The organism is Nocardia amikacinitolerans (genome assembly GCF_900215415.1).
GTDB classification, from domain to species: Bacteria; Actinomycetota; Actinomycetes; order Mycobacteriales; family Mycobacteriaceae; genus Nocardia; species Nocardia amikacinitolerans.
In genome coordinates, this window is the sequence record NZ_OBEG01000004.1 from 480,654 (window position 1) to 503,345 (window position 22,692).

Consider the following 22,692-nt stretch of genomic DNA (forward strand, 5'->3'; position numbering starts at 1 on the left):
CCGTGTCCGCCCCGGCACCGGCGCGCTGGGTGATCGTCGGCAACGGCGAGAACCGGCGCGTCGGCATGTTCACCGATGCCGCCCGCGCCGCGGGATCGGCGGAAGTCCGCGTGGTCGAATGGCGTGACGTACTCGGTTCGGGCGGCGCCGATTTCAGCGACGACGAGATCGTGCGGCTGGATTCGCCCGGCGAGAATCCCGAGGTCGATCGGCTGTTGCGGGGGAGTTTCGAGCCGACGCGGGTGGAGGGTTCGGCCCGCTGGTACGCGCGGTTCCTGAACGCGGCGCGTTCGTTGCGCGGCGGTTTTCGGCTCGACGACACCGACGACCTGGCCGTGCTGTTCGACAAGCGGCGGTGTCATGCGAGGCTGTCGCGAGCCGGGGTACCGGTGCCGTCCTCGCCCACCTCCGGCGGACGTGCCACGGTGCGCGGCTGGGCGGACGTGCGCAGCCTCATGCGCGAGGCCGAAATGCCGCGCGTGTTCGTCAAACTCGCGCACGGCTCGTCGGCCTCCGGCGTGCTGGCCATCGAATCCACCCGCGACGGACGACTGCGCGCGACCACCTCGGTGGAGATCACACCCGAGGGGCGCCTGCACAACTCGCTGCGCGTGCGCCGCTACACCGCCGAACGCGAGATCGCGCACATCGTCGACCGGCTCGCACCGGACGGACTGCACCTGGAACGCTGGATTCCCAAGGTTTCCCAAGGTGGCCGATCCGCCGACCTTCGGGTCGTGGTCATCGGCGGGCGCGCGACCCACGCCGTCGTCCGGACGAGCCGCACGCCGCTGACCAACCTGCACCTCGGCGGCGCCCGCGGCGATCTGGCGGACTTCCGCGCCGCCGCGGGCGAGTACTGGGCGACGGCGCTGTCGATCTGCGAGCAGGCGGCCGCGTGTTTTCCGGCGACGCTGTGTGTCGGCGTGGATCTGCTGCCCGCCGTGGGGTGGCGACGGTTCGTGGTCGGCGAGGTCAACGCCTTCGGGGATCTGCTGCCCCGGCTCTCCGGACTCCCGGAGGGGCCGGCCGCCGGACTGGACACCTACACGGCTCAGATCGTCGCCGCGACAACTCGCTATCACTCTGCCCGGCAATCCGATTCGCGGACAGGAGTCCCACTGTGACGATCGCACAGCAGCCGGATATGAACACCGTCATCGGCCGAGACGATCTGCTGCTGCTCACCCTCGACACCCTGCGCTACGACGTCGCGGCCGAACTCGCGGCAGCGGGCCGGTTACCGAACCTGAGCACGCACCTCCCCGGCGGCGGCTGGGAGAAACGCCACGCCCCAGGCAATTTCACCTACGCGGCGCATCACGCCATCTTCGCCGGATTCCTGCCGACACCGGCGACACCGGGCCCGCACCCCCGGCTGTTCGCCGCGCGCTTCGCGGGCAGCGAGACCACCGCCGAGCGCACCTTCGTCTTCGATGAGCCCGATCTGGTCTCCGCGCTGGCCGCGCGCGGTTATCACACGGCCTGCATCGGCGGCGTCGGCTTCTTCAACAAGCAGGGCGCGCTCGGCAGCGTCCTGCCGGGGCTGTTCGCCGAGAGCCATTGGGAACCGGAGTTCTCCGTCGCCTCGCCAACCTCCTTCGAGGCGCAGGTGGACTGCGCCGAACAGGTGATAGCGGGCTTGCCTCTCGAGCGGCGACTGTTCCTTTTCGTCAACGCCTCCGCGCTGCATCAGCCGAACTGGTTCCACCTGCCCGGCGCGACCCGCGAGGCGGGCGACAGCCGCGCCACCCACGCGGCGGCACTGGAATACATCGACAAGCACGTCGGCCGACTGTTCGACGTGATGCGTTCGCGCCGACGGTGTTTCGCCATCGTGTGTTCCGATCATGGCACGGCGTACGGCGACGACGGCTTCACCGGGCACCGGCTCGGGCACGAATCGGTATGGACCGTCCCCTACGGACATTTCTTCCTGGAGCCACCCGCATGACCCGCACGATCACCTTGCCCCGGCCGTATCAGAACTACGTCTACGCCTATCCGCACAAGACCGCCTATCGCCCGCTCGCTCCGCGACCCGCGCTCACCGACCTCTGGGCCGGACAGTCGCGGCGAGCGCTCTCGCTGTATCTGCACATCCCGTTCTGCGAGGTGCGCTGCGGTTTCTGCAATCTGTTCACCCGCGTCGGCGCGCCCGACGGCCTCACCGGTCGCTACCTCGACGCGCTCACCCGCCAAGCCGAGGCCGTTCGTGCGGCACTGGGGGATGCGGAGACACCACGTTTCGCCACCGCGGCGATCGGCGGCGGCACGCCCACCTTCCTCGAAGCGGGAGAGCTGACCCGGCTGTGCGACATCGCCGAAAACATCATGGGCGCCGACCTGCGCGCGATCCCGCTCTCGGTGGAGGCCTCGCCGAGCACCGCGACCGCCGACCGCCTCGCGGTCCTGGCCGGACGCGGGACGACCCGGCTGAGTCTCGGTGTGCAGAGTTTCGTCGAGGAGGAGGCACGCGCCGCCGTTCGGCCGCAGCGCCGCGCCGATGTCGAGGCTGCGCTCGGCCGAATCCGGGACACCGCGATCCCGGTGCTGAACATCGACCTCATCTACGGCATCGACGGTCAGACCGCCGCGACCTGGCGCGAATCGCTCGACGCCGCACTGGCGTGGCGCCCCGAGGAGATCTACCTCTATCCGCTCTACGTCCGCCCGCTGACCGGGCTCGGACGGCACACCGATCCCGCTGTCGCCGAACGTGATTGGGACGAACAGCGGCTACGACGCTATGCCGAGGGCCGCGACCACCTGCTGGCGGAGGGCTACGAGCAGGTCTCCATGCGTATGTTCCGCCGTGTCGACGCACCGCCGCAAGGGCCGGACGACTACGCCTGCCAGACCGACGGCATGATCGGCCTCGGCTGCGGAGCGCGCTCCTACACCTCCGGCACGCACTACTCCTTCGATTACGCCGTCGGCCCGCGCGAAGTGCGCGCGATCATCGACACCTATGTGGCAACAACGGATTTCACCCATGCCGCCTATGGACGAGTGATCGACGGCGACGAGTCCGAGCGCCGCTACCTGCTGCAATCGCTGCTCCAAGCCGAGGGGTTCGCGGTGGCCGACTACCGGCTGCGCTTCGGCCGCGAGCCATACGACAGCTTCGCGTCCGAACTGGACATGCTCGCCGAGCGGGGCTGGCTAGCAGACCCACGATCGGGCCACTTGCGGCTGACCGCAACGGGTTTGGCCTACTCCGACGCCATCGGCCCCGAGTTCTTCTCCCCGGCGGTGCGCGCCGCCATGGCCGCCTACGAACATCGGTGAGGCGCAGTGGATCTCACCATTCTCTACCGCGGACCGCTGGCCTCCTGCGACTACGACTGTCCGTACTGCCCTTTCGCCAAACGCCGCGACTCGACCGCCCAGCTCCGCGCCGACCGCGCCGCCCTCGAACGATTCACCCGGTGGGCGTGCGCGCAGACCGACGACCGCCTCTCGATTCTGTTCACCCCGTGGGGCGAAGGGCTCGTGCGGTCCTGGTACCGCCGCGTCATGGTCGAACTGTCGCACCAGCCGCACATCGACCGCGTCGCCATCCAGACCAACCTGAGCTGCCGCACCGAATGGCTCGCCGACGCGGACCTCGATACCGTCGCCCTCTGGTGCACCTACCACCCCGGCCAGACCCCCTACGACCGCTTTCTCGACAAGACCGCGCGGTTGACAAAGGCGGGCGTCCGTTTCAGCGTCGGAATCGTCGGACTACCAGAACATCTCGAACAAGCTCGCCGCCTGCGCGCCGACCTGCCCGAGCACGTCTACCTCTGGGTCAATGCCGCCGAAGGCCACACCTACACCGATGCCGCCGCGGCCGACTGGACCGCTCTCGATCCCCTCTTTCCGTTCAGTCGCCATCCCCACGTCTCGGCCGGCCTCCCGTGCCGCACCGGTTCCTCGGTCCTCTCGGTGAACGGCGACGGCGACGTCCGCCGTTGCCATTTCGTCCCGGCCACCCTGGGCAACCTCTACGACGGCTCCTACCGAACCGCCCTCGCTCCCCGGCCCTGTCCACGCACCGAATGCGACTGCCACATCGGCTACGTCCACCTGGAAACTTTGCCGCTCTACGACGTGTTCGCGGGCGGAGTGCTGGAACGAATCCCTGTTCGGCCCATCCGCGTCGAAACCTCGCTGGGCCTTCCGGCGATCCCCGGGCACACCTCGATTCCCACTGGTCGATGATCGTGAGCGGGCGCTCAGCCCTCGCCCGAGAGGCGCTGCCGGAGGGTCGCCGCGCGAAGCGTGAGGTGATTGCGCTCCGCGAGGTTCTGCGCCTGTGCCGCCGCCTCCACGTAAAGCTTTGCCGCCGTGGCGATGTCGCCTGCTTGCTCATGGAGGTAAGCGGCGGAAGCGGTGTACCGCGGAAGCCTCGGGTCGAGGTCGGCGAGCGCGGCGAGCCCGGCGCGCGGTCCGTCCGCCTCGCCGACGGCGACAGCGCGGTTGAGCCGCACCACCGGACTGTCGGTGAGACGGACGAGCTCGTCGTACCACTCGACGATCTGCACCCAGTCGGTCTCCTCGGCCGTCTGCGCGTCGGCGTGCAGCGCGGCGATCGCGGCCTGCGCCTGGTATTCCCCGAGCCGGTCGCGGGCCAGTGCCGCCTGGAGTATCACAACGCCTTCGGCGATCAGATCGCGCCGCCAGAGGCCGCGGTCCTGCTCCGCCAGTGGCACGAGGCTGCCGTCGGCGCGCGTCCTGGCCTGCCGTCTCGCGTGGTGCAGCAGGAACAGCGCGAGCAATCCCGCGACCTCCGGATCGCCCGTGGTCGCCGCGAGCTGCCTGGCCAGCCGGATGGCCTCCGAGGCGAGGTCGACATCGCCGCTGTACCCCTCGTTGAACACCAGGTACAAGACCCGGAGCACAGTGCGCAGGTCACCGGGACGATCCAGCCGGACCTCGCTCACGGTGCGCTTGGCCCGGCTGATCCGCTGGGCCATCGTCGCTTCCGGAACGAGGTACGCCTGCGCGATCTGGCGGGTGGTCAGGCCGCCGACGGCGCGCAAGGTCAGTGCGACGGCCGACGCGGGGGTGAGGCTCGGGTGCGCGCACAGGAAGTAGAGCCGCAACGTTTCGTCAACGGTTGCGGTCGGTCCCGGCGGCGGCTCCTCGGAGACCCGCAGCTCACGGCGCCGCCGCGCGGTGTCGGAGCGGGCGAGATCGAGGAAGCAGCGCCACGCCGTGGTGACCAGCCAGCCCTTGGGATCTTCGGGGCGCCGGTTCGGCCACGTCTCGACGGCACGGACCAGTGCCTCCTGGACGGCGTCCTCGGCGGTCGCGAAATCCGCCCCGCGGTGGACGAGAGCCGCCAAGACGCCCGGAATCAGGTCTCGCAGCTCGGCCTCGTCCACCGCGTCGGCGCCCATCACTCGGTGACGGTCGGCGGAGCGGTCAGGAACGGCCGAACCTCGAGCCACTCGTGGATCGGCTTGCCGCCCGCGCCCGGCGCCGCGGACAACTCGCCCGCCAGCTCGACGGCGCGCTCGTAGGAGTCGACGTCGATGATCATCCAGCCCGCGATCAGGTCCTTGGTCTCCGCGAACGGGCCGTCGGTCACCGGCGGCTTGCCCTCGCCGTCGTAGCGGACCCACGCGCCCTCCGGTGCCAGGGCCTGACCGTCCACGTACTCGCCGCTTTCCTCCAGGCGGGCCGCGAAGTCGTTCATGTACTTCAGGTGCGCTTCGATCTCGGCGGGCGTCCACCGATCCATCGGCACGTCGTTGACGGCCGCCGGGGCGCCTCGGTAGTGCTTGAGGAGCAGGTATTTGGCCATGAGATTCTCCCTTCGGACTTGCGACCCTAGTTGGTCGCTTACCCCTGGGACGGAACTGTCACGGCGTTCTCGACATCCGCCGCGGAACTTTTTTCGCACTCGCTGTACGGCACCCGAATCGACCAGCTCGACGACGGGCTTGACCTTGCCCCTGGGTCAAGGTTCGACGATGCTTCGCATGAACGCACTCCACACCGTCGAAGCCCAGATCCGCGAACAGATCGCGTCCTACTGCGAATCCAACAACATCCCCGGTTTCGTCACCGGCGTCTATCACGCGGGCGAGCAGATCGTTGTCGCGCACGGCACCGCGAACGTCGCTACCGGCGCGCCGATGCTCGCGGACACCGGATTCCTTTTCGGCTCCGTCACCAAGGTCCTGACGACCACATTGGTCCTTCAGCAGGTCGAGCGCGGCCTCCTCGACCTCGACGTGCCGGTGGTGAAGTACCTACCGGAATTCGCACTGACCGTTCCCGGTGCGACGGACAAAATCCTGGTGCGGCACCTCATCTCGCACACCAACGGCATCGACGCCGACCTGTACTTTCCCGATGCCAAGGGGCGCGACGCACTGAAGACCTACGTCGAGGGCCTCGCGACCAACGGCGGCACCCTGTTCGAACCCGGCGAACAGCTCAGCTACTCCAACGGCGGCATGATCGTCGCGGGCCGCCTCCTCGAAGTGATCACCGGGCTGTCCTTCCCCGACCTGCTCGCGCGCGACATCTACGGACCCGTCGGCATGAAGGACTCCAGCACCTCGGCCGAACAGGCCATTCTGCGCAGCACCGCTGTCGGCCACTTCAACGACCTCGAGACCATGGCGGCCGCGCCCACCCGCATGTTCACGCTGCCCGAAACCTGGGGACCGGCGGGCGGCACACCGATCGGCACCATCGCCGACCTGCTCGCCTTCGGACGCACCCACCTCGCGGGCGGTGTGTCGCCCACCGGCGCACGCGTCCTCTCCACCGAGTCGACCGCGCTGATGCGGCAAGTCGCCTACGACATGGACAGCCCGAACGTCCCGCCGATCGGGCTGGGCTGGGTGCTGTATCCGTTCGGCGACACGACCGTCCTCGCCATGTCGGGCGCGTCGCCGGGCGGCGTGTCCCTCCTGTGCGTCGTGCCCGAACACGACTTGGTCTTCACCGCCTTCGGCAACACACCCGGGGCGATCATGTTGCAGGACCAACTGCTCCAGTGGCTCCTGCGCGAGTACCTCCGCGTCCAGATCCCCACTCTGATCACCGAATTCGCGCAGGACGTCGACCTGACGCCGTATGCGGGCACCTACCGCTCCGATCAGCTCCGCATCGACGTCGACATCGTCGACGGTCAGCTCGAGGAACGGGTCACCTACGAACCGTCCGACGCCTCGCAGGAGCGCATCTTCACCGAGTTCACCGGCGGTGCGACCTCCGCACCTCCGCAGCGCTACGTGCCGATCCGGCCCGGCCTCTTCGCGCCCGCCGGATATCCGCTGGAGGCGTTCGACGGATACCTGCGGCTGCTGCTCGTCTCCTACCACGACGTCCGCGACGGTCGAACGCGCTTCCGCAACGCGGGCGGCCGCCTGACCCGGCGGGCCTGACGGATTCGAAGGACCTGGAAGGATGTCGACCATGCTCACGATCGGCCAGCTCGCGGACTACGCCGGAGTGACCATCAAAGCCATCCGCCACTATCACGAGCGCGGTCTGCTCGCCGAGCCCGACCGCGACTCGTCCGGCTATCGTCGCTACACCGCTCGAGACGCCATCACCCTCGTCAAGATCAGGACACTGGCCAGCGCGGGCGTCCCGCTCGCGCACATCAAAGACCTCCTCGATGCCGACCCGGACGCGCTGACGGCAGCCATCACCGAAATCGACCGCGACCTCCGAGACCGCATGGCGCAGCTGCGGCGAACCCGCGAGCAACTCGCCCAGTTGCGCGGCGGCGACCGGCTTTTCGTCTCCCCGGAAGTCGCCGACCTGCTCGACGAGCTGCGCGAACTCGGCGTCAGCGAACGGCAGCTGGGTCTGGAACGCGACGGCTGGATCCTCATGCAAACAGCCTCGCCCGCGGACGCCGCCGCGTGGATCGCCGAAAAGCGCGAGCTCCTCACCGATCCCGAACTGCGCGCCCTCTACCTCGAACACGACGCCGCCTTCGACTGGTCGCCGAACGATCCCCGCCTCCCCGCCCTCGCGGACCGCACCAGGAACTGGTACGTCGACCACCACAGCCCCTCCGAGACCATCCACAACCCGACCGTCGCCCGGTTGGCCGCGCTGTCGCGAGCCGGAGTCTCGTCCCCGGCGTGGAATCGGCTCGCCCAGCTGGTGAAAGGCCGGGCGCTCTAGTCGTCGAGGTGGAGGCGTTCGCGGTGCTGGACTGAGGATCAGGGACGGGTGGTCGGCCCGCTCGGCTCATGGTCGATACCGCTGTGCGAGCCGGATCGCACGTGCGCGCGCATCCCCTGCGGGCCGAACAGAATGAGGAGTTCGACCACCCCGCCGTCGGCACTGCCCAGCCAATGCGGCAGCGACGTGTCGAATTCGGCTGCCTCGCCGGCCGGTAGCGTCAGGTCGCGCTCGCCGAGCACCAGCCGCAGGCGACCGTTGAGCACGTACAGCCACTCGTAGCCTTCGTGCGTCTGCGGTGTCGGTTCCAGCGGTTTCGGCCGGGCGGGGATGATCATCTTGAACGCCTGGATGCCGCCCGGCCGCCGGGACAGCGGAATGAAGGTCATCCCGAACCGCCGGATCGGCTTCAGGTGGATTCGCGGGTCGCCGGTGCGCGGTGCGCCGACCAAGTCGTCCAGCGGAATGTCGTAGGTGCGGGCCAGCGGCAGCAGCAATTCCAGTGTCGCCCTCCGCTGCCCGCTCTCCAGTCGCGACAGGGTGCTCTCCGAAACCCCCGTCGTGGCGGCGAGATCCGCCAGGGTGATGCCGCGGTCGCGGCGCAGCGCACGGAGCCGGGGCCCCACCGCGTCGAGCACGTCTTCCGTATCGCGGTCCACGCGCTAATCTTGCCGGAACCGCAAGGAGGCGTGCCAGATCCTGGTCGGCCCGGTGAGACTCGTGGCGTCCCGACAGAAGGAGCCACGATGAGCACCACCGATGCGGTCACATTCAGGGACGGCGTCTGCGCGACCCGAACGGCAACCAGCGATCCGAAGCCGAATTACCCTCTTGCCGAGACTATTTCGGGGCCCGCGCGGACCGTGGCGGCCGCCGTACTCGCCCTCCTGCTCACGATCGGCACCGCGGCGTGCGCCGCACCGGCCGCCGACGATGTCCCCGCCTACGCCGCCGTCACCCAGGACGACCCGCGGTTCACCAGCACCTTCCGGCACGCATTCGCCGACGTCGACGGCGTCCGGATGCACTACGTGACCGGCGGAAGCGGCCCGCCGGTGGTGCTGATCCACGGCTGGCCGCAGACCTGGTTCGGCTGGTGGCCGATCATGCCCGCGCTCGCCGAGCACTACACCGTCTATGCCGTCGACCTTCCCGGCTTGGGCGACAGCACCGGCTCCCCAACCGGTTACGACAAGGCCACCCTCGCGCGGTACGTGCACACCCTGATCGCCGAGCAGCTCGGCGTGCGTGACGCCCGGGTGATCGGGCACGACTTCGGCGCCGCCGTGGCTTTCCAGTACGCGGCCCAGTTCCCCACCGACACAGCGCGCCTCGGCTACCTCGACCTCCCGCTCCCCGGTCCCGGAATAGACGCGGCGACATATCGAACACTGAGCTGGCACATCGCCTTGCACTCCCAGCGCCGGGTCCCCGAGGCGGTGGTCGGCGACGACGTCCGCGAGTACCTAGCCCTGTTCTACCCCCAAGTCTCCTACGGCGGAACGGCTTTCGGCGGCACCTCGGACCGATCCCCGTTCACCGACACCGAGATCGACGAGTACGCGCGCACCTACCGCCGACCCGAGGTCCTGTCGGGCGGCTTCGAGCTCTACCGCGCCCTCGACGAGGACGTCCGCGACACCACCGCGGCCGCACCGGTCAACACTCCGACCCTGCTCATGACCGCCCAAGGCCAACTCGACCCGGTCCGCGCCACCGCGGCCCCGCGCATCACCAACATCGTCCGCGCGGTGGACGTTCCGAACGCGGGACACTGGCTGGTCGAGGAGAACCCCCAATTCGTCACCGCGGAACTGCTGCGCTTCCTCGACGGGTGACGTCGGTTCGCACGTGCCGATGTGGACCGTGCCCTCGAACTTTCACCGGCACTTCGCCGCGCGGAGTCCTGGCCGACGGCGCCGGCCATCGCGTCTTCACGGGCGATCCGGCCGGTGCGGTCGAGGACGCCACGGCCGTCATGAGCACCGTCGCCGCTGCCGCCCTGTCGACCCGTCGGATACGAAGCGATAGACCGGCACGTCGGCGAATTTCGTCTCAGCCGCGTGCCATGTCCACGAATCGGCTCAGGTGCAGCTGGTGGGCGACGGTGATCGTGGCGGTCGGACCGTTACGGTGCTTGCCGAGGATCAGGTCGGCCTCGCCGCCGCGCGGGTCGTCGCGTTCGAATGCGTCGGGCCGGTGCAACAGGATGACCATATCCGCGTCCTGCTCGAGACTGTTATGCGAGGTTATTCCGTTGGCCACATAATTATGCGTGTCGGGGACGGTACCGTCGTAGACGTCTTGTTCACCGAGGCTGGTGATTTCGACGATCTTGTCCCAGAACACGTCGTTGGTCGCGAACATTTCGATGTCGGCGTCGTCGAGGACGGCGGCTACACGAGCTAGTTTCGCGCGCCCAGGAGCGTGCTTCCACTTGGATGCGCAGAACCTGGAACCGAGTGCGGCGCCGAATTCCTTGTGGGTCATCTGCCTTGTCCTCAGCAGATCGCTAACCTTGGTCCAGACTTCCTTCGGGACAGTGTCAGAGCCTGGCCGAGGAGCAATGGACTCGAGTTGCCGGAGGAGTTCACGTGCAGACTCGCCCCGGGCTCCGTTGACATTGACGTCGCGCAGGAATCGCGTCTGGTTCTCAACGCGATCGATAGTCACGTGCCAGCATGGCCGATACCCGGACTTCTGAACACGAGCGATGCGAGCGTGAATCCCGAGGCGCAGCAGAAGCTGTCCGACATCGTCGGCAAGGCGTCGACTAGTGGATGCGTAGTACACACGGCCCATGTGTGCCTTCTCGTCCCAGCGTACCGAGCCATCGGTTGCCCACAGATGATGCAGAAAAAGCGCGATTTGATCGTTCGGCAAGGCGAAAACAGCCTGCGGAATGAACTTCTCGTAGCTGCGCAGGCCGAAGAGCCCCAGCTCGTCGAGCCACGCCGCGATTGGGTTTCGCTTGCCATGCGTCAGTCGGTAGGGCGCGGGCAGGCGCAGGGTGGTCACCCGCGCCGCCGCGTACTCGTCGCGCACCGCTGCCACACCGAAGTGCTCGGCCGCCGTCGTGACCGCGGCGAGGTTCTCCTCGTCGATGCTCGCGTAGCGGATCGGCTGACGCTTCACACAAGAGCCGTCACCGATCATGTGGGCAAGCAGGATCACCTCCGCATCGGCCATGCGAGTGGTATGCACCGGTTCGGGGACCTGCCGCGGTGTTGCCAGGCGGTCGCCGATGGTCAGCTTCTCCAACGGGATCCAGCCGTCCACCGTCAGGAACGGGTGGTTGCCGGTCGCTTCCACTTCGCGGCCGGATGCGAGCCGCAGCTTGAAGACTTCCTTGCGTCCGCTGGGGAACACCTTCACCATCGGACGCGCGACCATCCGCATTCGTTCGTCCAGCGACCACACCAGGGGTTGCTCACCACTGGCGAGCAGCTCACCGAGCGTGGTCTCGCCGCCGTTGTCGGCGCGCAGGATCCGCGTCGAGGCGGGCATACAGCCCGACTCGCGGAGGTCGGACACCATGGGCCGCTTGTCGGTTCGCTGTTCGGGACCGCGGTTCAGCTGACTGATGGCGACCACCGGTACTTCGAGTTCCTTGGCGAGCAGCTTGAGGTTTCGGGAGAAGTCCGAGACTTCCTGCTGGCGGGATTCGACCTTCTTGCCGGAGGTCATCAGCTGGAGGTAGTCCACCACAACGAGTTTGAGGTCGTGGCGCTGCTTGAGGCGACGCGCCTTCGCGCGGATCTCCATCATGGTCAGGTTGGGCGAGTCGTCGACGAACAGCGGGGCCTCACTGATCTCGCTCATCCGCCGAGCCAGCTTGGTCCAGTCGTCGTCGCTCATCCGCCCCGACCGCATATCACCGAGCTTGATCTTCGCCTCCGCGGAAAGCAGACGCATGACGATCTCGGTCCTGCTCATCTCGAGCGAGAAGATGACGCTGGCAAGCCCATGCTTGATCGAGCAACTCCGCATGAAATCCATGCCGAGGGTCGAATTGTGGGTCGGCACTCCCGATCGCCCAGCGAGGTAGAGGTGCTGGGCGTTGTCGACCTCGACGCACCGCACGGGGACGCTGTCGATCTTGCGGACGTCGACGATGCGGCGTGGCGCTGAACGGGCCGTGCCGCTCACGGCGTGGTTGAGGTCACCCGTGAGGTCGCGCAAGGTGTGGGCGATCTCGCCGGTGGTGCGGATCGCGACCGGGCTGGCTACGTCCAATGCCGATCGGGTCACCCATTGGTGCGATTCATCCGCGACGACAACTGTTCCGTCGGAGAACTCGACCTCGTAGCAAGGCCGATCGGTGAGGACGTCGGTGGCAGCAAGGACGCGGGTGGGGCGCCCTTCGGCATCGAGGAGTTCGTCGCCGACCTGAACTTCGCCCATGGTGGTCCAGCCGCCGGGGGTCGGTAGCGGGGTGTCGAGGGCGAGCGCCTTTCCGACACCGGGTCGCGCCGCGACGATGATCATCTGGCCCGGGTGCAGGCCGTTGGTGATCTCGTCGAGTTCGGTGAAGCCGGTGGGGACGCCGAGGGAGATGCCGCCGCGGGAGGCGATGGAGTCGATTTCGTCCATCGTGGGCTGCAGGAGTTCCTCGAGGGGGAGGAAGTCCTCGGTGGTGCGGCGTTCGGTGACCTCGTAGACCTCGGCCTGGGCGCGGTCGACGACCTCGGCGATGTCTTGGCCGTCGGCGCCCGCGTAGCCGTACTGGACGATGCGGGTGCCCGCCTCGACGAGGCGGCGCAGAATGGCCTTCTCGGCGACGATTTCGGCGTAGTAGCCAGCGTTGGCCGCGGTGGGGACGGTCTGGGTGAGGGTGACCAGGTACGGCGGGCCGCCGATGCGCTTGAGTTCGCCGCGGCGGTCGAGGCCCGCGGCGACGGTGACGGGGTCGGCGGGTTCGCCGCGGCCGTAGAGATCGAGGATGGTGTCGTAGATCGCCTGGTGCGCGGGGCGGTAGAAGTCGCCGGGCCGAATGACTTCGACGACGTCGGCGATGGCGTCCTTGCTCAGCAGCATGCCGCCGAGGACGGACTGCTCGGCGGCCATGTCGTGCGGCGGCTGGCGGCCGAAGTCTTCGCCGGGAGGTTCGGGCGGGAAGTCGGTGTGCCCGCGGTCATCGGTGGTCGTCACCAGACTCGACCGTCCTCTCTACCCCACGATCGGATTTCACCGTATCGATGACTCGTTCTTACTCCGGGCCTCTGACACGTTTGCCTCGGCCACGGACGCGTGTGCCACAGCCCCGTCGATCGGTTCCAGCAACTCTCGCGACAGCTCGAATTCGCGCCATTCCGTGCGGCCCGATCCGGGCAATGCGACGAACCTAGGCGACTCGGTGGGGCGTCGCCAAACCGAGCTGTGCACACAACTGTGGATAAGTTGGGGACTGTTTACCAAACCGTGTGCACCCCCTGTGTACAACTTGGGGAAAACCCAGGTCACTCCGGCGAAAGGCGCTGATGGATGCGCGTTTCCGCATCCATCCACGTGTGGATAGATCTCATCTCGGCGTGTCGCTCGAGATGAACAGCCGGGCGTGTTGGGTAAACAGCGCGTGTGCACGCTATGAGCTGAGTCACATTGCGATCGGTCGGTTTGCCCAGTAATCCACAGGCCGAATAACCGGAGGTGAAGCGCGATGGCCGACGCGAGCCGGTGGTGTCCCACTTCACTGCCTTACGTTCCAGCAAATAACTGGCTAATAAAGAAGGAGGCGCGAAGGGGCAGGCCGAAGACCACCCCCGTGCGATCACAGGGGTGGTCTTCGACGTGAATACGCGAACCGCCCGAGAGCGGTGCGGACTCAGCTCGCCGCGGCGACCTGCAGGTCGAACTTGGCGACCACGTCCGGGTGCAGGTGCACCACGATGCCGTGCTTGCCGGTCGACTTGATGTGCGCCTTCGGCAGCTCGATGCTGCGCTTGTCGACCACGGGGCCGCCTGCGGTCTTGATGGCCGCGGCGACGTCCGCCTGGGTCACCGAGCCGAACAGCTTGCCGGTGCCCGCGGTCTTCACGCTCAGCGAGACCGACTCCAGGCCCTCGATGGCCTGCTTCAGCTCGTTGGCGTGGTCCAGGTCGCGAACCCGGCGGGCGTCCTGCGCCCGGCGGATGCCCTCGACCTGCTTCTGCGCGCCACGGCTGGCGACGATGGCCAGGCCGCGCGGCAGCAGGTAGTTGCGGCCGTAGCCGTCCTTGACCTCAACGGTGTCGCCGGGGGCACCGAGGTTGTCCACATCAGCGGTCAGAATCAACTTCATTTGCGTGCCTCCCTTACTCAGCGAGCCGTCGACACGTAGGGCAGCAGGGCCACCTCACGCGAGTTCTTCACGGCAACGGCGATGTCGCGCTGGTGCTGCACGCAGTTGCCGGTCACCCGGCGGGCGCGGATCTTGCCGCGGTCGCTGACGTACTTGCGCAGCAGCGTCGTGTCCTTGTAGTCGATCGAAACGGTGCCGGACTTGGCTTCCTTGCAGAAAGCGCAAGCCTTCTTCTTCAGCACCTTTTCGCGCGCGGGCGCTTTGGGCATGGTCTCTTACTCCAAAATTATTGTGGCCCAAGTGATGCGGGCCTATGAAAGCCGTCTCAGAACGGCGGTTCGTCATCCATGCGGCTGTTGCCCCCGAAGGAACCTGCCGCGGGCGCGCTGCCCCAGGGGTCGTCCTCGGCGCCGCCGGAACGACCGCCGCCACCACCGCTGCTGCTGCTGCCGGAGGAGGCGTAGCCACCGCCACCGCCACCACCGAAGCCGCCGCCCCCACCGCCGCCGCGGCTGGCCTTGTTGACCTTCGCCGTCGCGTAGCGGAGCGAGGGGCCGACCTCGTCGACCTCGAGCTCGACGACCGTGCGCTTCTCACCCTCGCGGGTTTCGTAGGAGCGCTGCTTGAGCCGTCCGCTCACGATGACGCGAGCGCCTCGGGTCAGGCTTTCGGCGACATTTTCCGCGGCTTCGCGCCAGATGTTGCAGCGCAGGAAAAGCGCTTCGCCGTCTTTCCATTCATTGGTATTACGGTCGAACACGCGGGGGGTGGACGCGACGGTGAAGTTCGCCACCGCCTGCCCCGCGGGCGTGAAACGCAGTTCGGGGTCGGCCGTCAAGTTTCCGATGACGGTGATGACCGTGTCGCCTGCTGCCATGGGTTCCTCCTGCTCGGTGTGCAGTCCGCATGCACTCGCTTCGTTGCGCTAGAGCCTAGAGACAGGCACCGACGCAGACGAGTGCGGTCGAACTACTTGTCGTGGCGCAGAACCTTGGTGCGCAGCACCGACTCGTTGAGCCCCAGCTGGCGGTCGAGCTCGCTCACCGTGGCCGGGGTCGCGGTCAGATCGACCACCGCGTAGATGCCCTCGGCCTGCTTGCGGATCTCGTAGGCGAGCCGACGACGGCCCCAGATGTCGACCTTGTCGATCTTGCCGCCTTCGGTCTTGACGACGCTCAGCATGTTGTCCAGCGACGGACCAACAGTGCGCTCGTCCAGGCTCGGATCGAGGATGACCATCACTTCGTAATGACGCACGGACCAATCACCTCCTGTGGACTCAGAAACGGCCACGGACGGTCCGTGGCAGGAGGGTTCGTTGCGTCAGCAACCCGACAAGGCTACATGAGGGGGGCGGGTTTACCTGCCCAGGGGGTGGTGGGGGCAGGTGTGCCTGTCCATACGGTGGTTCTCCGGGGGCGTGCCTGCAATGGGAGAACGCGGTCTGCTTGTGTGGCGTCTCGGCATAAGGGCACCTGTCGGGGGCGGGTGTGCCTTGCCCAGGGGTGGTTCTCCGGGGGCGTGCCCGCCAACGGGAAAGCACGGTGTGCTCGTGGGGTGTGCCCGCCCAAGGGGGCGGGTGTACCTGCCCATGGCATGGGTTCGGGACCTAAGGTGGTCAGCATGTCGACCGGATCCGCCGCTACCGAGGTGCGGGTCCGGCGCGCGTCGCGCGGGGGTGCGCTCGCTGCCGTGATCGTCCTGCTGTGCGGGCTGACGTTGGCGCTGGCCTACGCGAACAAAGCCCGGTGCGCGGGCGCGCCGTTCTACGAGAACGGACGAAGCACGGTCTTCGACGTGATCAAGGATTCGGACGTCTGCTATTCCGACATCCAGTTCCTGTGGCTGGGCCGCGACATCGATCGGCACGTCTTCCCCTACGTGGACGGCGGCATCACCGACGACGGACTGCTCACCGGCGGCGCCGTCGAGTATCCGGTGCTCAGCGGCACGCTCATGTGGGTCGGCGCGATCGGCGCGGAGACCGACGCCGACTTCCTGCGTCTGTCCGCGTTGTTGCTCGCGCCGTTCGCGCTGCTCACCGCCTGGTTCCTGGCCCGGCTCGCCGGCCGCGCCGCGCTGCTGTGGGCGATCGGTCCGCCGCTGGTGCTCTACGCCTTCCACAACTGGGAGCTGCCGGTGGTCTGTACGGCGGTCGCGGCCGTCTACGTGGTCACCATGGCGACCAGGTATTCGCTGCGCACCCGCGCCGTGCTGGCCGCGGTGCTGCTCGGGCTCGGCTTCTGTTTGAAGCTGTATCCGGGAATCTTCGTGCTGCCGTTGATGATCTATGTGCTGACCGGCGGCGCCGAGCGCGATCCCGACGACGATTCCGGTCTCGACTGGCGCGGCGCGCTGGCTACCGCGGGCGCGGCCATCGGCACCGTCGTCGCGGTGAACCTGCCGTTCGCTCTGATCGGATACGAGGGCTGGCGGGCGTCGATCACCTTCCAGCAGCTGCGCCAAGCCGACATCACCACCAACTCCATCTGGTACTGGGGACATCACCTGCTGTACGGCCGCGAGACCGAGACCAGCCAGTCCTGGCACGACGGCGTCTCCATCGCCTCGCCGGTCCTGATCCTCGCCGCGTTCGTGCTCGCGGTCTGGCTGGGCTGGAAGCGTTATCGAGCGACCGGTGTCTTCCCGTGGGTCGGCGTCAGCGGCGCGATGCTGTGTGGATTCCTGGTTTTCCACAAGGTCCATTCACCGCAGTACACGCTGTGGCTGATCCCGTTTCTGGTGTTGCTCGCGGTCCCGTGGCAGGTGATCGGCGCGTATCTGCTCGCCGACGCGGCCATCGGTATCGGCGTGTTCCGCTACTTCTACGCCATGGGCTCCGGCGCGCCGTTCGAGATCCAGGAAGCCATCGTCCAGTTCGGCGTGTGGGGGCGCGCGATCCTGCTCGTCGCACTGTTCTTCCTGTTCATCAGGGCCGATCCGCGCGGATCGGACGCGAAGACCGCGCGGACTACGCCGGACCGAGGGGACTTGGTCGCCGCCTGAACCCGAACCGCACACCCAACCCAACCCCGAGGCACATGCTCAGATGGACGTTGCCTACTTGTGCGGAGGCGGTGCACAGGCAGACCACGTCTTTCCGTCGGCAGGCACTCACCCAGAGAACGACCCCGGGCAGGTGGCAGGTGCACTTGTGAGTCGACGGCGCACTAGCAGACCGTGCTCCCCAACTGGTGTTCTTGTGCGGAGACGGCGCACGAGCGGACCGTGTCTTTTCCGTTGGCAGGCATTCGCCCGGAGAACCACCGTTGGGCAGGCACACCGGCCCCTGTCTTTTCCGTTGGCAGGCACGCTCCCAGAGAACCCCCTCTGGGCAAGCGCACCCGCCCACGGCAAACTTGCCCGCATGCTGCATATGCGGATCATGTCTCCGGCGGCGCTGACCGACGACGTGCTCGACATCCTCGACCGGGACACCGCGGTGAGCGGGCTGGCCGTGATGCGCGGTGCCTCGCTGCGACCGCCCGGTGATCTGGTGCTCGTGGACGTCGCGCGGGAAGCGGGCAACGACATCGTCGACAAGTTGCGCGCCCTCGGCGTGCACAAGCACGGAAGCATCGAGTTCGACCAGGTGCGAACGTGGCTGTCGCGCAGCGGTTTCGACGCCGAAGTGCGCACGCCGGGCAGTAGCGCGGACGCGGTCGTGTGGGCTGACGTCGCGCAGCGCTCGTACGAGGAAACCGAGCTGAACTGGACCTATCTGAGTTTCATGACGATGGCGACGGTGATCGCCGCCATCGCGATCGTGCTGGATTCGCAGATCCTGGTCATCGGCGCCATGGTGCTCGGCCCGGAGTTCGGGGCCATCGCCGCGCTCGGCGTCGCGCTGGTGCGCCGCCGTTTCGTGCTGCTCGGCCTCGCGGTGCGCACGTTGTTCCTCGGTTTCGCGGCGGCCATCGTCGTGACGTTCATTTTGGTGCTGATCGGACGCGGGCTCGGTTGGATCACCATCGAGGATGTGACCGGTCCGCGGCCGGGCACGGCGTTCATCTACACGCCGGACAAGTGGTCGTTCATCGTCGCGGTGATCGCTGCTGCCGCCGGAGTGCTCGCACTGACCTCGTCGAAGGCGTCCGGTCTCGCCGGTGTCTTCATCTCGGTGACGACGGTGCCCGCCGCCGGAAACATCGCGCTCGGTGTGGCTTTCGGTGTCGGCGAGGCGATCTGGGGGAGCACCTTGCAGCTGCTGGTCAACCTCTCCGGCATGGCGTTGGCGGGATGGGCGACGCTGGCGTTCCAGCAGGCCGTGTGGTCGCGCGTTTCGGTGCGGCGGGCAAGGGCGATGAGCAGGCCGCGCCGGATGCTGTAGCCGTCACTTGCTCGCGCTGCTCCACTGCATTCCCCAGCGGTAGGCCTCGTCGATGTGCCGCTGGGTTCCGTTGATGTACTGCACTTCTCGGTGCACGGTGATCCCGCGGCCGTTGTTCTGGAGCAGGGCGATGGCGCAGGAGCGTGCGCCGTCGACCGGGGAGTCGAGGCGCATTTCCACCTGCGGTCCGGTGCTCGGGTAGAGGGTGACGACACCGTCGGCGGCCGCCCAGTTCGGCACGCCCTCGTAGATGAAGGCGAAAATCAGGATGCGCTTGAACAATTCGGGCCGGGCGAGATCGATGTGCATGTTCTCGCCCGACGTGACGGCGCCGCTGCGGTCGTCGCCGTCGAGCTGGATGTACGGCTCGCCCGCCAGCGAGCCGAAGTTCTCGCCGACCGCCTGCACGACACCCTTGGTGCCGTCGGCCAATTCGTAGAGGCAGCCGAGGTCGAGATCGACCGGCTTGGACCTACGGAAGAAGCCCTTGGCGGCCCGCGACCAGTTCAGATTGACCCGCAAGACCCCTTGCTGCTCACCGGGTTTGGTGAGATTGATGCTCGGCGTCGCCTTGGACAGCGTCACCTTCGCCGAATTCACACCGCCGGACTGCTGCTCGGACGCCATGCGCGGTCCCCCTCGGGAAAAGAGAAGCGGCAACGGCTTCCTCCGTCGGAGGGGCCGCTGCCGCATGGAGTTTCGTCGGCTGCCTGCCGAAAATCAGCCTACCGGCGTGACAGCTCGCTCGCTCTCGAGTTCCTCCTCGTCACCGCCCTCGCGCTTGTTGCGAAGCACGCTGCTGATGAACGCGGCGCCGATGAACGCCACACCGATCATGCCGGTGACCAGCTCGTTGACGTGCACGCCGATCGAGATCAGCAGGATCGCCGCGAGCGCGCCGATCGCCCAGTGCGCGCCGTGCTCCAGGTACACGTACTCCGAGAGGGTGCCCTTGCGCACCAGGTACACCGTGATGGACCGGACGAACATGGCGCCGATCAGGCCGAGGCCGAGCGCGATGATGATCGGGTCGGAGGTGATGGCGAACGCGCCGATCACGCCGTCGAAGGAGAACGAGGCGTCGAGCACCTCGAGGTAGAGGAACAGGAAGAAGCCCGCCTTACCGGTGGCCTTGGCCAGCTCCGACGGTCCGCCCGTGTGCTCCTCGGTGTGGAACATCGAGCCGAGCCCGTCGACCGCGATGTAGACGATCATGCCGAGCACGCCCGCGACCATCACGGTGGCGCGCTTGTCGTCGGGGGCGAGGAGCTCCGCGGTCAGGACCAGGCCCGCGCCCGCCACCACGACCGAGAGCATGTCCAGCTTGCCCGCCGCCGCCAGCGGCCGCTCCAGCCAGCCGAGCCAGGTGATCTCGCGCTCCTCGAAGATGAAGTTCAGGAACAGCAGCGCGAGGAACATGCCGCCGAACGCCGCGATCTGCGGGTGCGCGTCGGTGAGCAACGTCTCGTAGCTAGGGCTGCCGTCGGGGAAGTAAGGAGCGTCACCCGCCGGCGGGTTGAGTGCCAGGTCGAGGGCTTGCACCGGGTCCAGGCCCGCGGTGATCCACACGATCGCCAGCGGGAACACCAGGCGCATGCCGAAGACGGCGATGAGCACACCGATGGTGAGGAAGATGCGCTGCCAGAAATCGCTCATCCGCTGCAGGATGGTGGCGTTGATGACGGCGTTGTCGAACGAGAGGGAGACCTCGAGGATGCCCAGGATCGCGCACAGCGCCAGGGCGGTGGGGCCACCGTACAGGAACGCCACCACCAGGGACGCCACGGTGACGAGGCCGGACAGGCCGAAGATGCGCAGGACCACGCGTGGACCTTTCGTGAATGGGAACTGAAACGGCGAGATTGCTACCAGCGTGGCCGTTGAACCGCCGGATGTCCAACGAATGCGACCGGCGCGATACTCCCCCCGGTCGCGCGACGAGGGGGCTCGGCGGCCGAGCCCCCTCGTGTTGCGCGTGTCTTGGTCAGACGTTCACGCCGTAGTCACGGGCGATGCCCGCGAGGCCGGAGGCGTAGCCCTGGCCGATGGCGCGGAACTTCCACTCGGCGCCGTTGCGGTACAGCTCGCCGAAGACCATGGCGGTCTCGGTCGAGGCGTCCTCGCTCAGGTCGTAGCGGGCCAGCTCGGTGCCGTTGCTGCGGTCCACGACGCGGATGTAGGCGTTGCGCACCTGACCGAACGACTGCTGACGGGTGTCGGCGTCGTAGATCGAGACGGGGAAGAAGATGCTCTCGATGGTCGGCGGGGTGTTGGCCAGGTCGACGTTGATGACCTCGTCGTCGCCCTCGCCCTCACCGGTGCGGTTGTCGCCCGCGTGCTCGATGGCGCCTTCCGGCGAGCGGAGGTTGTTGAAGAACACGAAGTGCTGATCGCTCAGCACCTTCTTGTCGCCACCGGTCGCGATCGCGCTGGCGTCCAGGTCGAAGTCGGTACCCGTAGTGGTCCGAATATCCCACCCCAGGCCGACGGAAACAGCAGTCAGGTTAGGCGCCTCCTTGGTCAGCGAGACGTTGCCGCCCTTGGACAAACTGACACCCATGCGGGAATCCCTTTCATTAGTCCGTCTGTGGTCCCAGCATGTCCGAATCGCCGGGTACGACTTACGACAGTAGTAGGTTTCGGCGAACTTGCGTAGGAACTGGGGGAACCCCCGGCGAACAGGAAGATCTCCTACCATCGGGGCGTGGTAGGGCGCAGGCGGAGCTGGTTCCGGTCGTCCGGGAACAGCGAATGGATCGAGCAGGCACGAGCCCGGCTCGCGGACGCGTTCCTCGACATGGATCGGCGGCAGAGCGCGGCGGAGGCCGCGGTGCACGCCTCGGAGGAAGTCTTCTCCGAGCGGGGGTTCTCGGCGGCATGGGATCCGGTGCGCGGCCGCTGCTACGACGCGGCGGGGGCGTATCTGGCGCTGACCGAGGAACTCGAGGCGGCCCAGCGCGACGGTACGAGCGTCGCCGACGGCCGGCAGCGCGCCGACGTCGTCACGCGGCAGTTGGCCGACGCGGCACGCGCCGTGGACGAGTTCTACCGAGGTAACCAGGCCCGGCTCGAGGAAGCCGTCGCGATCGTGCGGTCCGTGCCGCAGCTTGCGCAGCAGGTGAAGGTCGCTGCCGCCGCGGTGCGCGGGCAGGCCGCCGAATCCGCGTACGCGGACTACCCTTCGGTGCGGCTGCGCGCGGCCGCCGTCGATGAGGCGCTGGTCACACTGGAATCGGTGGGTGTGAGCGGTGGTTCGGGCGCCGTCCGCGCTGCCGCGAACCGCCTGGACGCGGTCACCAAGGAACTGGCAGAAGCGTTGGCGCAGGCCCCATCTCGACGCGGCGCCGCGAATACCGCGCTCACCTCGGTGGATACCAGGCTGGCCGCCGTACGCAACCGGTCCGAGCGGGTCGGGCCCGCCTACTCGGCGTTGCTGCGCGAGTTCAACGCTGCGAGTTCGGCGGATCTGGCCAACAATGGGCGGGAATGCCAGCAAGCCATCGATGCCGCCGCCGACGCTCTCGCCAGGGCGCGCGCCGCATTGGACGCGAAGAATCCGGAGTCAGCCCTTGAATTGACCGCTACCGCGCGGGGGAGCCTCGGCGCCGCCGAGCAGCTGATCGACGCCGTCACCAAGCGGCTCGAGCTGTTGCGTTCGGTTCGCGAGGACCCGCAAGACAAGGCCAAGGCCGTACGATTCAGGTTGCGGGACGCACAGATGCTCGCGGTGAGTCGGGGGCTCGCGGGCGAATGGGGATCTGTGCTGGACGCGCAGGCCGAACGAATCGAACGAATCACCGAAACACTGTCGGGGCGGCACCCCGATTACTGGGCCTATGTGGCGGAACTGGATGCCGTCACCGAATTCATAGCCGGGGTAGTGGATCGAATGAGAAAACAAGCAGGACCACGACGAGAATGAGGACGGAGCACC

21 protein-coding genes are annotated in these 22,692 nt (G+C 67.5%); 10 read left to right on the plus strand and 11 right to left on the minus strand.

Translation table 11 applies throughout. The features are described 5' to 3' along the window. Positions 1 to 2 precede the first annotated feature (2 nt). Genes CRP45_RS20540 through CRP45_RS20555 form a run of 4 tightly spaced genes read left to right on the plus strand, consistent with a single transcriptional unit; the run spans position 3 to position 4,209 of the window. Entirely contained in the window at positions 3 to 1,127 is a 1,125-nt protein-coding gene (locus CRP45_RS20540; protein ID WP_097246408.1) for an STM4014 family protein, read from the plus strand. Next, positions 1,124 to 1,954 (plus strand): STM4013/SEN3800 family hydrolase, encoded by an 831-nt coding sequence (locus CRP45_RS20545; protein WP_245910266.1) that lies wholly within the window; start codon positions 1,124 to 1,126, stop codon positions 1,952 to 1,954. Before CRP45_RS20540 ends, CRP45_RS20545 begins: the two co-directional genes overlap by 4 nt. Further along, positions 1,951 to 3,291, plus strand: coding sequence for an STM4012 family radical SAM protein (locus tag CRP45_RS20550; protein ID WP_097246409.1), 1,341 nt, complete (start codon positions 1,951 to 1,953; stop codon positions 3,289 to 3,291). The genes CRP45_RS20545 and CRP45_RS20550 overlap by 4 nt, the downstream gene beginning before the upstream one ends. Positions 3,292 to 3,297: 6 nt before the next feature. Beyond that, positions 3,298 to 4,209, plus strand: coding sequence for an STM4011 family radical SAM protein (locus CRP45_RS20555; RefSeq protein ID WP_097246410.1), 912 nt, complete (start codon positions 3,298 to 3,300; stop codon positions 4,207 to 4,209). A 14-nt stretch (positions 4,210 to 4,223) separates the two neighbouring features. Here the strand turns inward: CRP45_RS20555 and CRP45_RS20560 are convergent, their stop codons facing one another. Further along, positions 4,224 to 5,390, minus strand: coding sequence for an RNA polymerase sigma factor (locus CRP45_RS20560; RefSeq protein WP_097246411.1), 1,167 nt, complete (start codon positions 5,388 to 5,390; stop codon positions 4,224 to 4,226). Continuing rightward, complete coding sequence (locus CRP45_RS20565) at positions 5,390 to 5,797, minus strand: YciI family protein (protein ID WP_067786788.1); 408 nt, start codon at positions 5,795 to 5,797, stop codon at positions 5,390 to 5,392. Before CRP45_RS20565 ends, CRP45_RS20560 begins: the two co-directional genes overlap by 1 nt. Before the next feature lie 178 nt (positions 5,798 to 5,975). Here CRP45_RS20565 and CRP45_RS20570 point away from each other — a divergent pair, with 178 nt between their 5' ends. After that, the gene (locus CRP45_RS20570; protein WP_245910267.1) at positions 5,976 to 7,394 is read left to right on the plus strand and encodes a serine hydrolase domain-containing protein; all 1,419 of its coding nucleotides are present in this window, start codon (positions 5,976 to 5,978) and stop codon (positions 7,392 to 7,394) included. 31 nt (positions 7,395 to 7,425) lie between these two features. Next, positions 7,426 to 8,148, plus strand: a complete 723-nt coding sequence (locus CRP45_RS20575) for a MerR family transcriptional regulator (protein WP_097246695.1) — start codon at positions 7,426 to 7,428, stop codon at positions 8,146 to 8,148. A gap of 38 nt (positions 8,149 to 8,186) precedes the next feature. Here CRP45_RS20575 and CRP45_RS20580 read toward each other — a convergent pair whose 3' ends face one another. Further along, on the minus strand, positions 8,187 to 8,807 hold the full coding sequence (locus CRP45_RS20580) for a helix-turn-helix domain-containing protein (RefSeq protein ID WP_097246413.1): 621 nt from the start codon (positions 8,805 to 8,807) through the stop codon (positions 8,187 to 8,189). 87 nt (positions 8,808 to 8,894) lie between these two features. On the opposite strand from CRP45_RS20580, the gene CRP45_RS20585 reads away from it, so the two are divergent. Continuing rightward, positions 8,895 to 9,986 (plus strand): alpha/beta fold hydrolase, encoded by a 1,092-nt coding sequence (locus CRP45_RS20585; RefSeq protein WP_097246414.1) that lies wholly within the window; start codon positions 8,895 to 8,897, stop codon positions 9,984 to 9,986. 217 nt (positions 9,987 to 10,203) lie between these two features. Here the strand turns inward: CRP45_RS20585 and CRP45_RS20590 are convergent, their stop codons facing one another. From CRP45_RS20590 to rpsF, 5 genes are all read right to left on the minus strand, one after another. Further along, the gene (locus CRP45_RS20590) at positions 10,204 to 13,299 is read right to left on the minus strand and encodes a replicative DNA helicase (RefSeq protein WP_179830939.1); all 3,096 of its coding nucleotides are present in this window, start codon (positions 13,297 to 13,299) and stop codon (positions 10,204 to 10,206) included. 673 nt (positions 13,300 to 13,972) lie between these two features. Continuing rightward, a complete protein-coding gene (gene rplI, locus CRP45_RS20595) occupies positions 13,973 to 14,428 on the minus strand; it encodes a 50S ribosomal protein L9 (protein ID WP_067786799.1) in 456 nt (151 codons plus the stop codon). Positions 14,429 to 14,445: 17 nt separating this feature from the next. Next, positions 14,446 to 14,697 (minus strand): 30S ribosomal protein S18, encoded by a 252-nt coding sequence (gene rpsR / locus CRP45_RS20600; protein WP_067786801.1) that lies wholly within the window; start codon positions 14,695 to 14,697, stop codon positions 14,446 to 14,448. Between the two features lie 56 nt (positions 14,698 to 14,753). Then, the gene (locus CRP45_RS20605) at positions 14,754 to 15,305 is read right to left on the minus strand and encodes a single-stranded DNA-binding protein (protein ID WP_097246415.1); all 552 of its coding nucleotides are present in this window, start codon (positions 15,303 to 15,305) and stop codon (positions 14,754 to 14,756) included. Positions 15,306 to 15,397: 92 nt separating this feature from the next. Then, the gene (gene rpsF, locus CRP45_RS20610; protein ID WP_067786805.1) at positions 15,398 to 15,685 is read right to left on the minus strand and encodes a 30S ribosomal protein S6; all 288 of its coding nucleotides are present in this window, start codon (positions 15,683 to 15,685) and stop codon (positions 15,398 to 15,400) included. 366 nt (positions 15,686 to 16,051) lie between these two features. Here rpsF and CRP45_RS20615 point away from each other — a divergent pair, with 366 nt between their 5' ends. Both CRP45_RS20615 and CRP45_RS20620 read left to right on the plus strand, forming a co-directional pair. Continuing rightward, entirely contained in the window at positions 16,052 to 17,434 is a 1,383-nt protein-coding gene (locus CRP45_RS20615) for a glycosyltransferase family 87 protein (RefSeq protein ID WP_097246416.1), read from the plus strand. A gap of 361 nt (positions 17,435 to 17,795) precedes the next feature. Beyond that, entirely contained in the window at positions 17,796 to 18,758 is a 963-nt protein-coding gene (locus CRP45_RS20620; protein WP_097246417.1) for a DUF389 domain-containing protein, read from the plus strand. Between the two features lie 3 nt (positions 18,759 to 18,761). Here the strand turns inward: CRP45_RS20620 and CRP45_RS20625 are convergent, their stop codons facing one another. The 3 genes from CRP45_RS20625 to CRP45_RS20635 form a co-directional block, all read right to left on the minus strand. Further along, positions 18,762 to 19,385 carry a TerD family protein gene (locus tag CRP45_RS20625; protein ID WP_097246418.1) on the minus strand — a complete coding sequence of 208 codons (624 nt, stop codon included), beginning with the start codon at positions 19,383 to 19,385 and terminating at the stop codon, positions 18,762 to 18,764. A 93-nt stretch (positions 19,386 to 19,478) separates the two neighbouring features. Continuing rightward, positions 19,479 to 20,582 (minus strand): DUF475 domain-containing protein, encoded by a 1,104-nt coding sequence (locus CRP45_RS20630; protein WP_097246419.1) that lies wholly within the window; start codon positions 20,580 to 20,582, stop codon positions 19,479 to 19,481. Between the two features lie 160 nt (positions 20,583 to 20,742). Then, on the minus strand, positions 20,743 to 21,318 hold the full coding sequence (locus CRP45_RS20635; protein WP_067786815.1) for a TerD family protein: 576 nt from the start codon (positions 21,316 to 21,318) through the stop codon (positions 20,743 to 20,745). A gap of 144 nt (positions 21,319 to 21,462) precedes the next feature. Between CRP45_RS20635 and CRP45_RS20640 the strand changes: the two genes are divergently transcribed. Beyond that, complete coding sequence (locus CRP45_RS20640; RefSeq protein WP_245910268.1) at positions 21,463 to 22,680, plus strand: hypothetical protein; 1,218 nt, start codon at positions 21,463 to 21,465, stop codon at positions 22,678 to 22,680. Positions 22,681 to 22,692: the final 12 nt, after the last annotated feature.

Excerpts from the sequence above, each read along its gene's own strand:
- CRP45_RS20550 (WP_097246409.1), top strand. The coding sequence starts at position 1,951 with ATGACCCGCACGATCACCTTGCCCCGGCCGTATCAGAACTACGTCTAC.
- CRP45_RS20560 (WP_097246411.1), bottom strand. The coding sequence starts at position 5,390 with ATGGGCGCCGACGCGGTGGACGAGGCCGAGCTGCGAGACCTGATTCCG.
- CRP45_RS20565 (WP_067786788.1), bottom strand. The coding sequence starts at position 5,797 with ATGGCCAAATACCTGCTCCTCAAGCACTACCGAGGCGCCCCGGCGGCC.
- CRP45_RS20570 (WP_245910267.1), top strand. The coding sequence starts at position 5,976 with ATGAACGCACTCCACACCGTCGAAGCCCAGATCCGCGAACAGATCGCG.
- CRP45_RS20575 (WP_097246695.1), top strand. The coding sequence starts at position 7,426 with ATGCTCACGATCGGCCAGCTCGCGGACTACGCCGGAGTGACCATCAAA.
- CRP45_RS20585 (WP_097246414.1), top strand. The coding sequence starts at position 8,895 with ATGAGCACCACCGATGCGGTCACATTCAGGGACGGCGTCTGCGCGACC.
- rplI (WP_067786799.1), bottom strand. The coding sequence starts at position 14,428 with ATGAAGTTGATTCTGACCGCTGATGTGGACAACCTCGGTGCCCCCGGC.
- rpsR (WP_067786801.1), bottom strand. The coding sequence starts at position 14,697 with ATGCCCAAAGCGCCCGCGCGCGAAAAGGTGCTGAAGAAGAAGGCTTGC.
- CRP45_RS20605 (WP_097246415.1), bottom strand. The coding sequence starts at position 15,305 with ATGGCAGCAGGCGACACGGTCATCACCGTCATCGGAAACTTGACGGCC.
- CRP45_RS20615 (WP_097246416.1), top strand. The coding sequence starts at position 16,052 with ATGTCGACCGGATCCGCCGCTACCGAGGTGCGGGTCCGGCGCGCGTCG.
- CRP45_RS20620 (WP_097246417.1), top strand. The coding sequence starts at position 17,796 with ATGCTGCATATGCGGATCATGTCTCCGGCGGCGCTGACCGACGACGTG.
- CRP45_RS20625 (WP_097246418.1), bottom strand. The coding sequence starts at position 19,385 with ATGGCGTCCGAGCAGCAGTCCGGCGGTGTGAATTCGGCGAAGGTGACG.
- CRP45_RS20635 (WP_067786815.1), bottom strand. The coding sequence starts at position 21,318 with ATGGGTGTCAGTTTGTCCAAGGGCGGCAACGTCTCGCTGACCAAGGAG.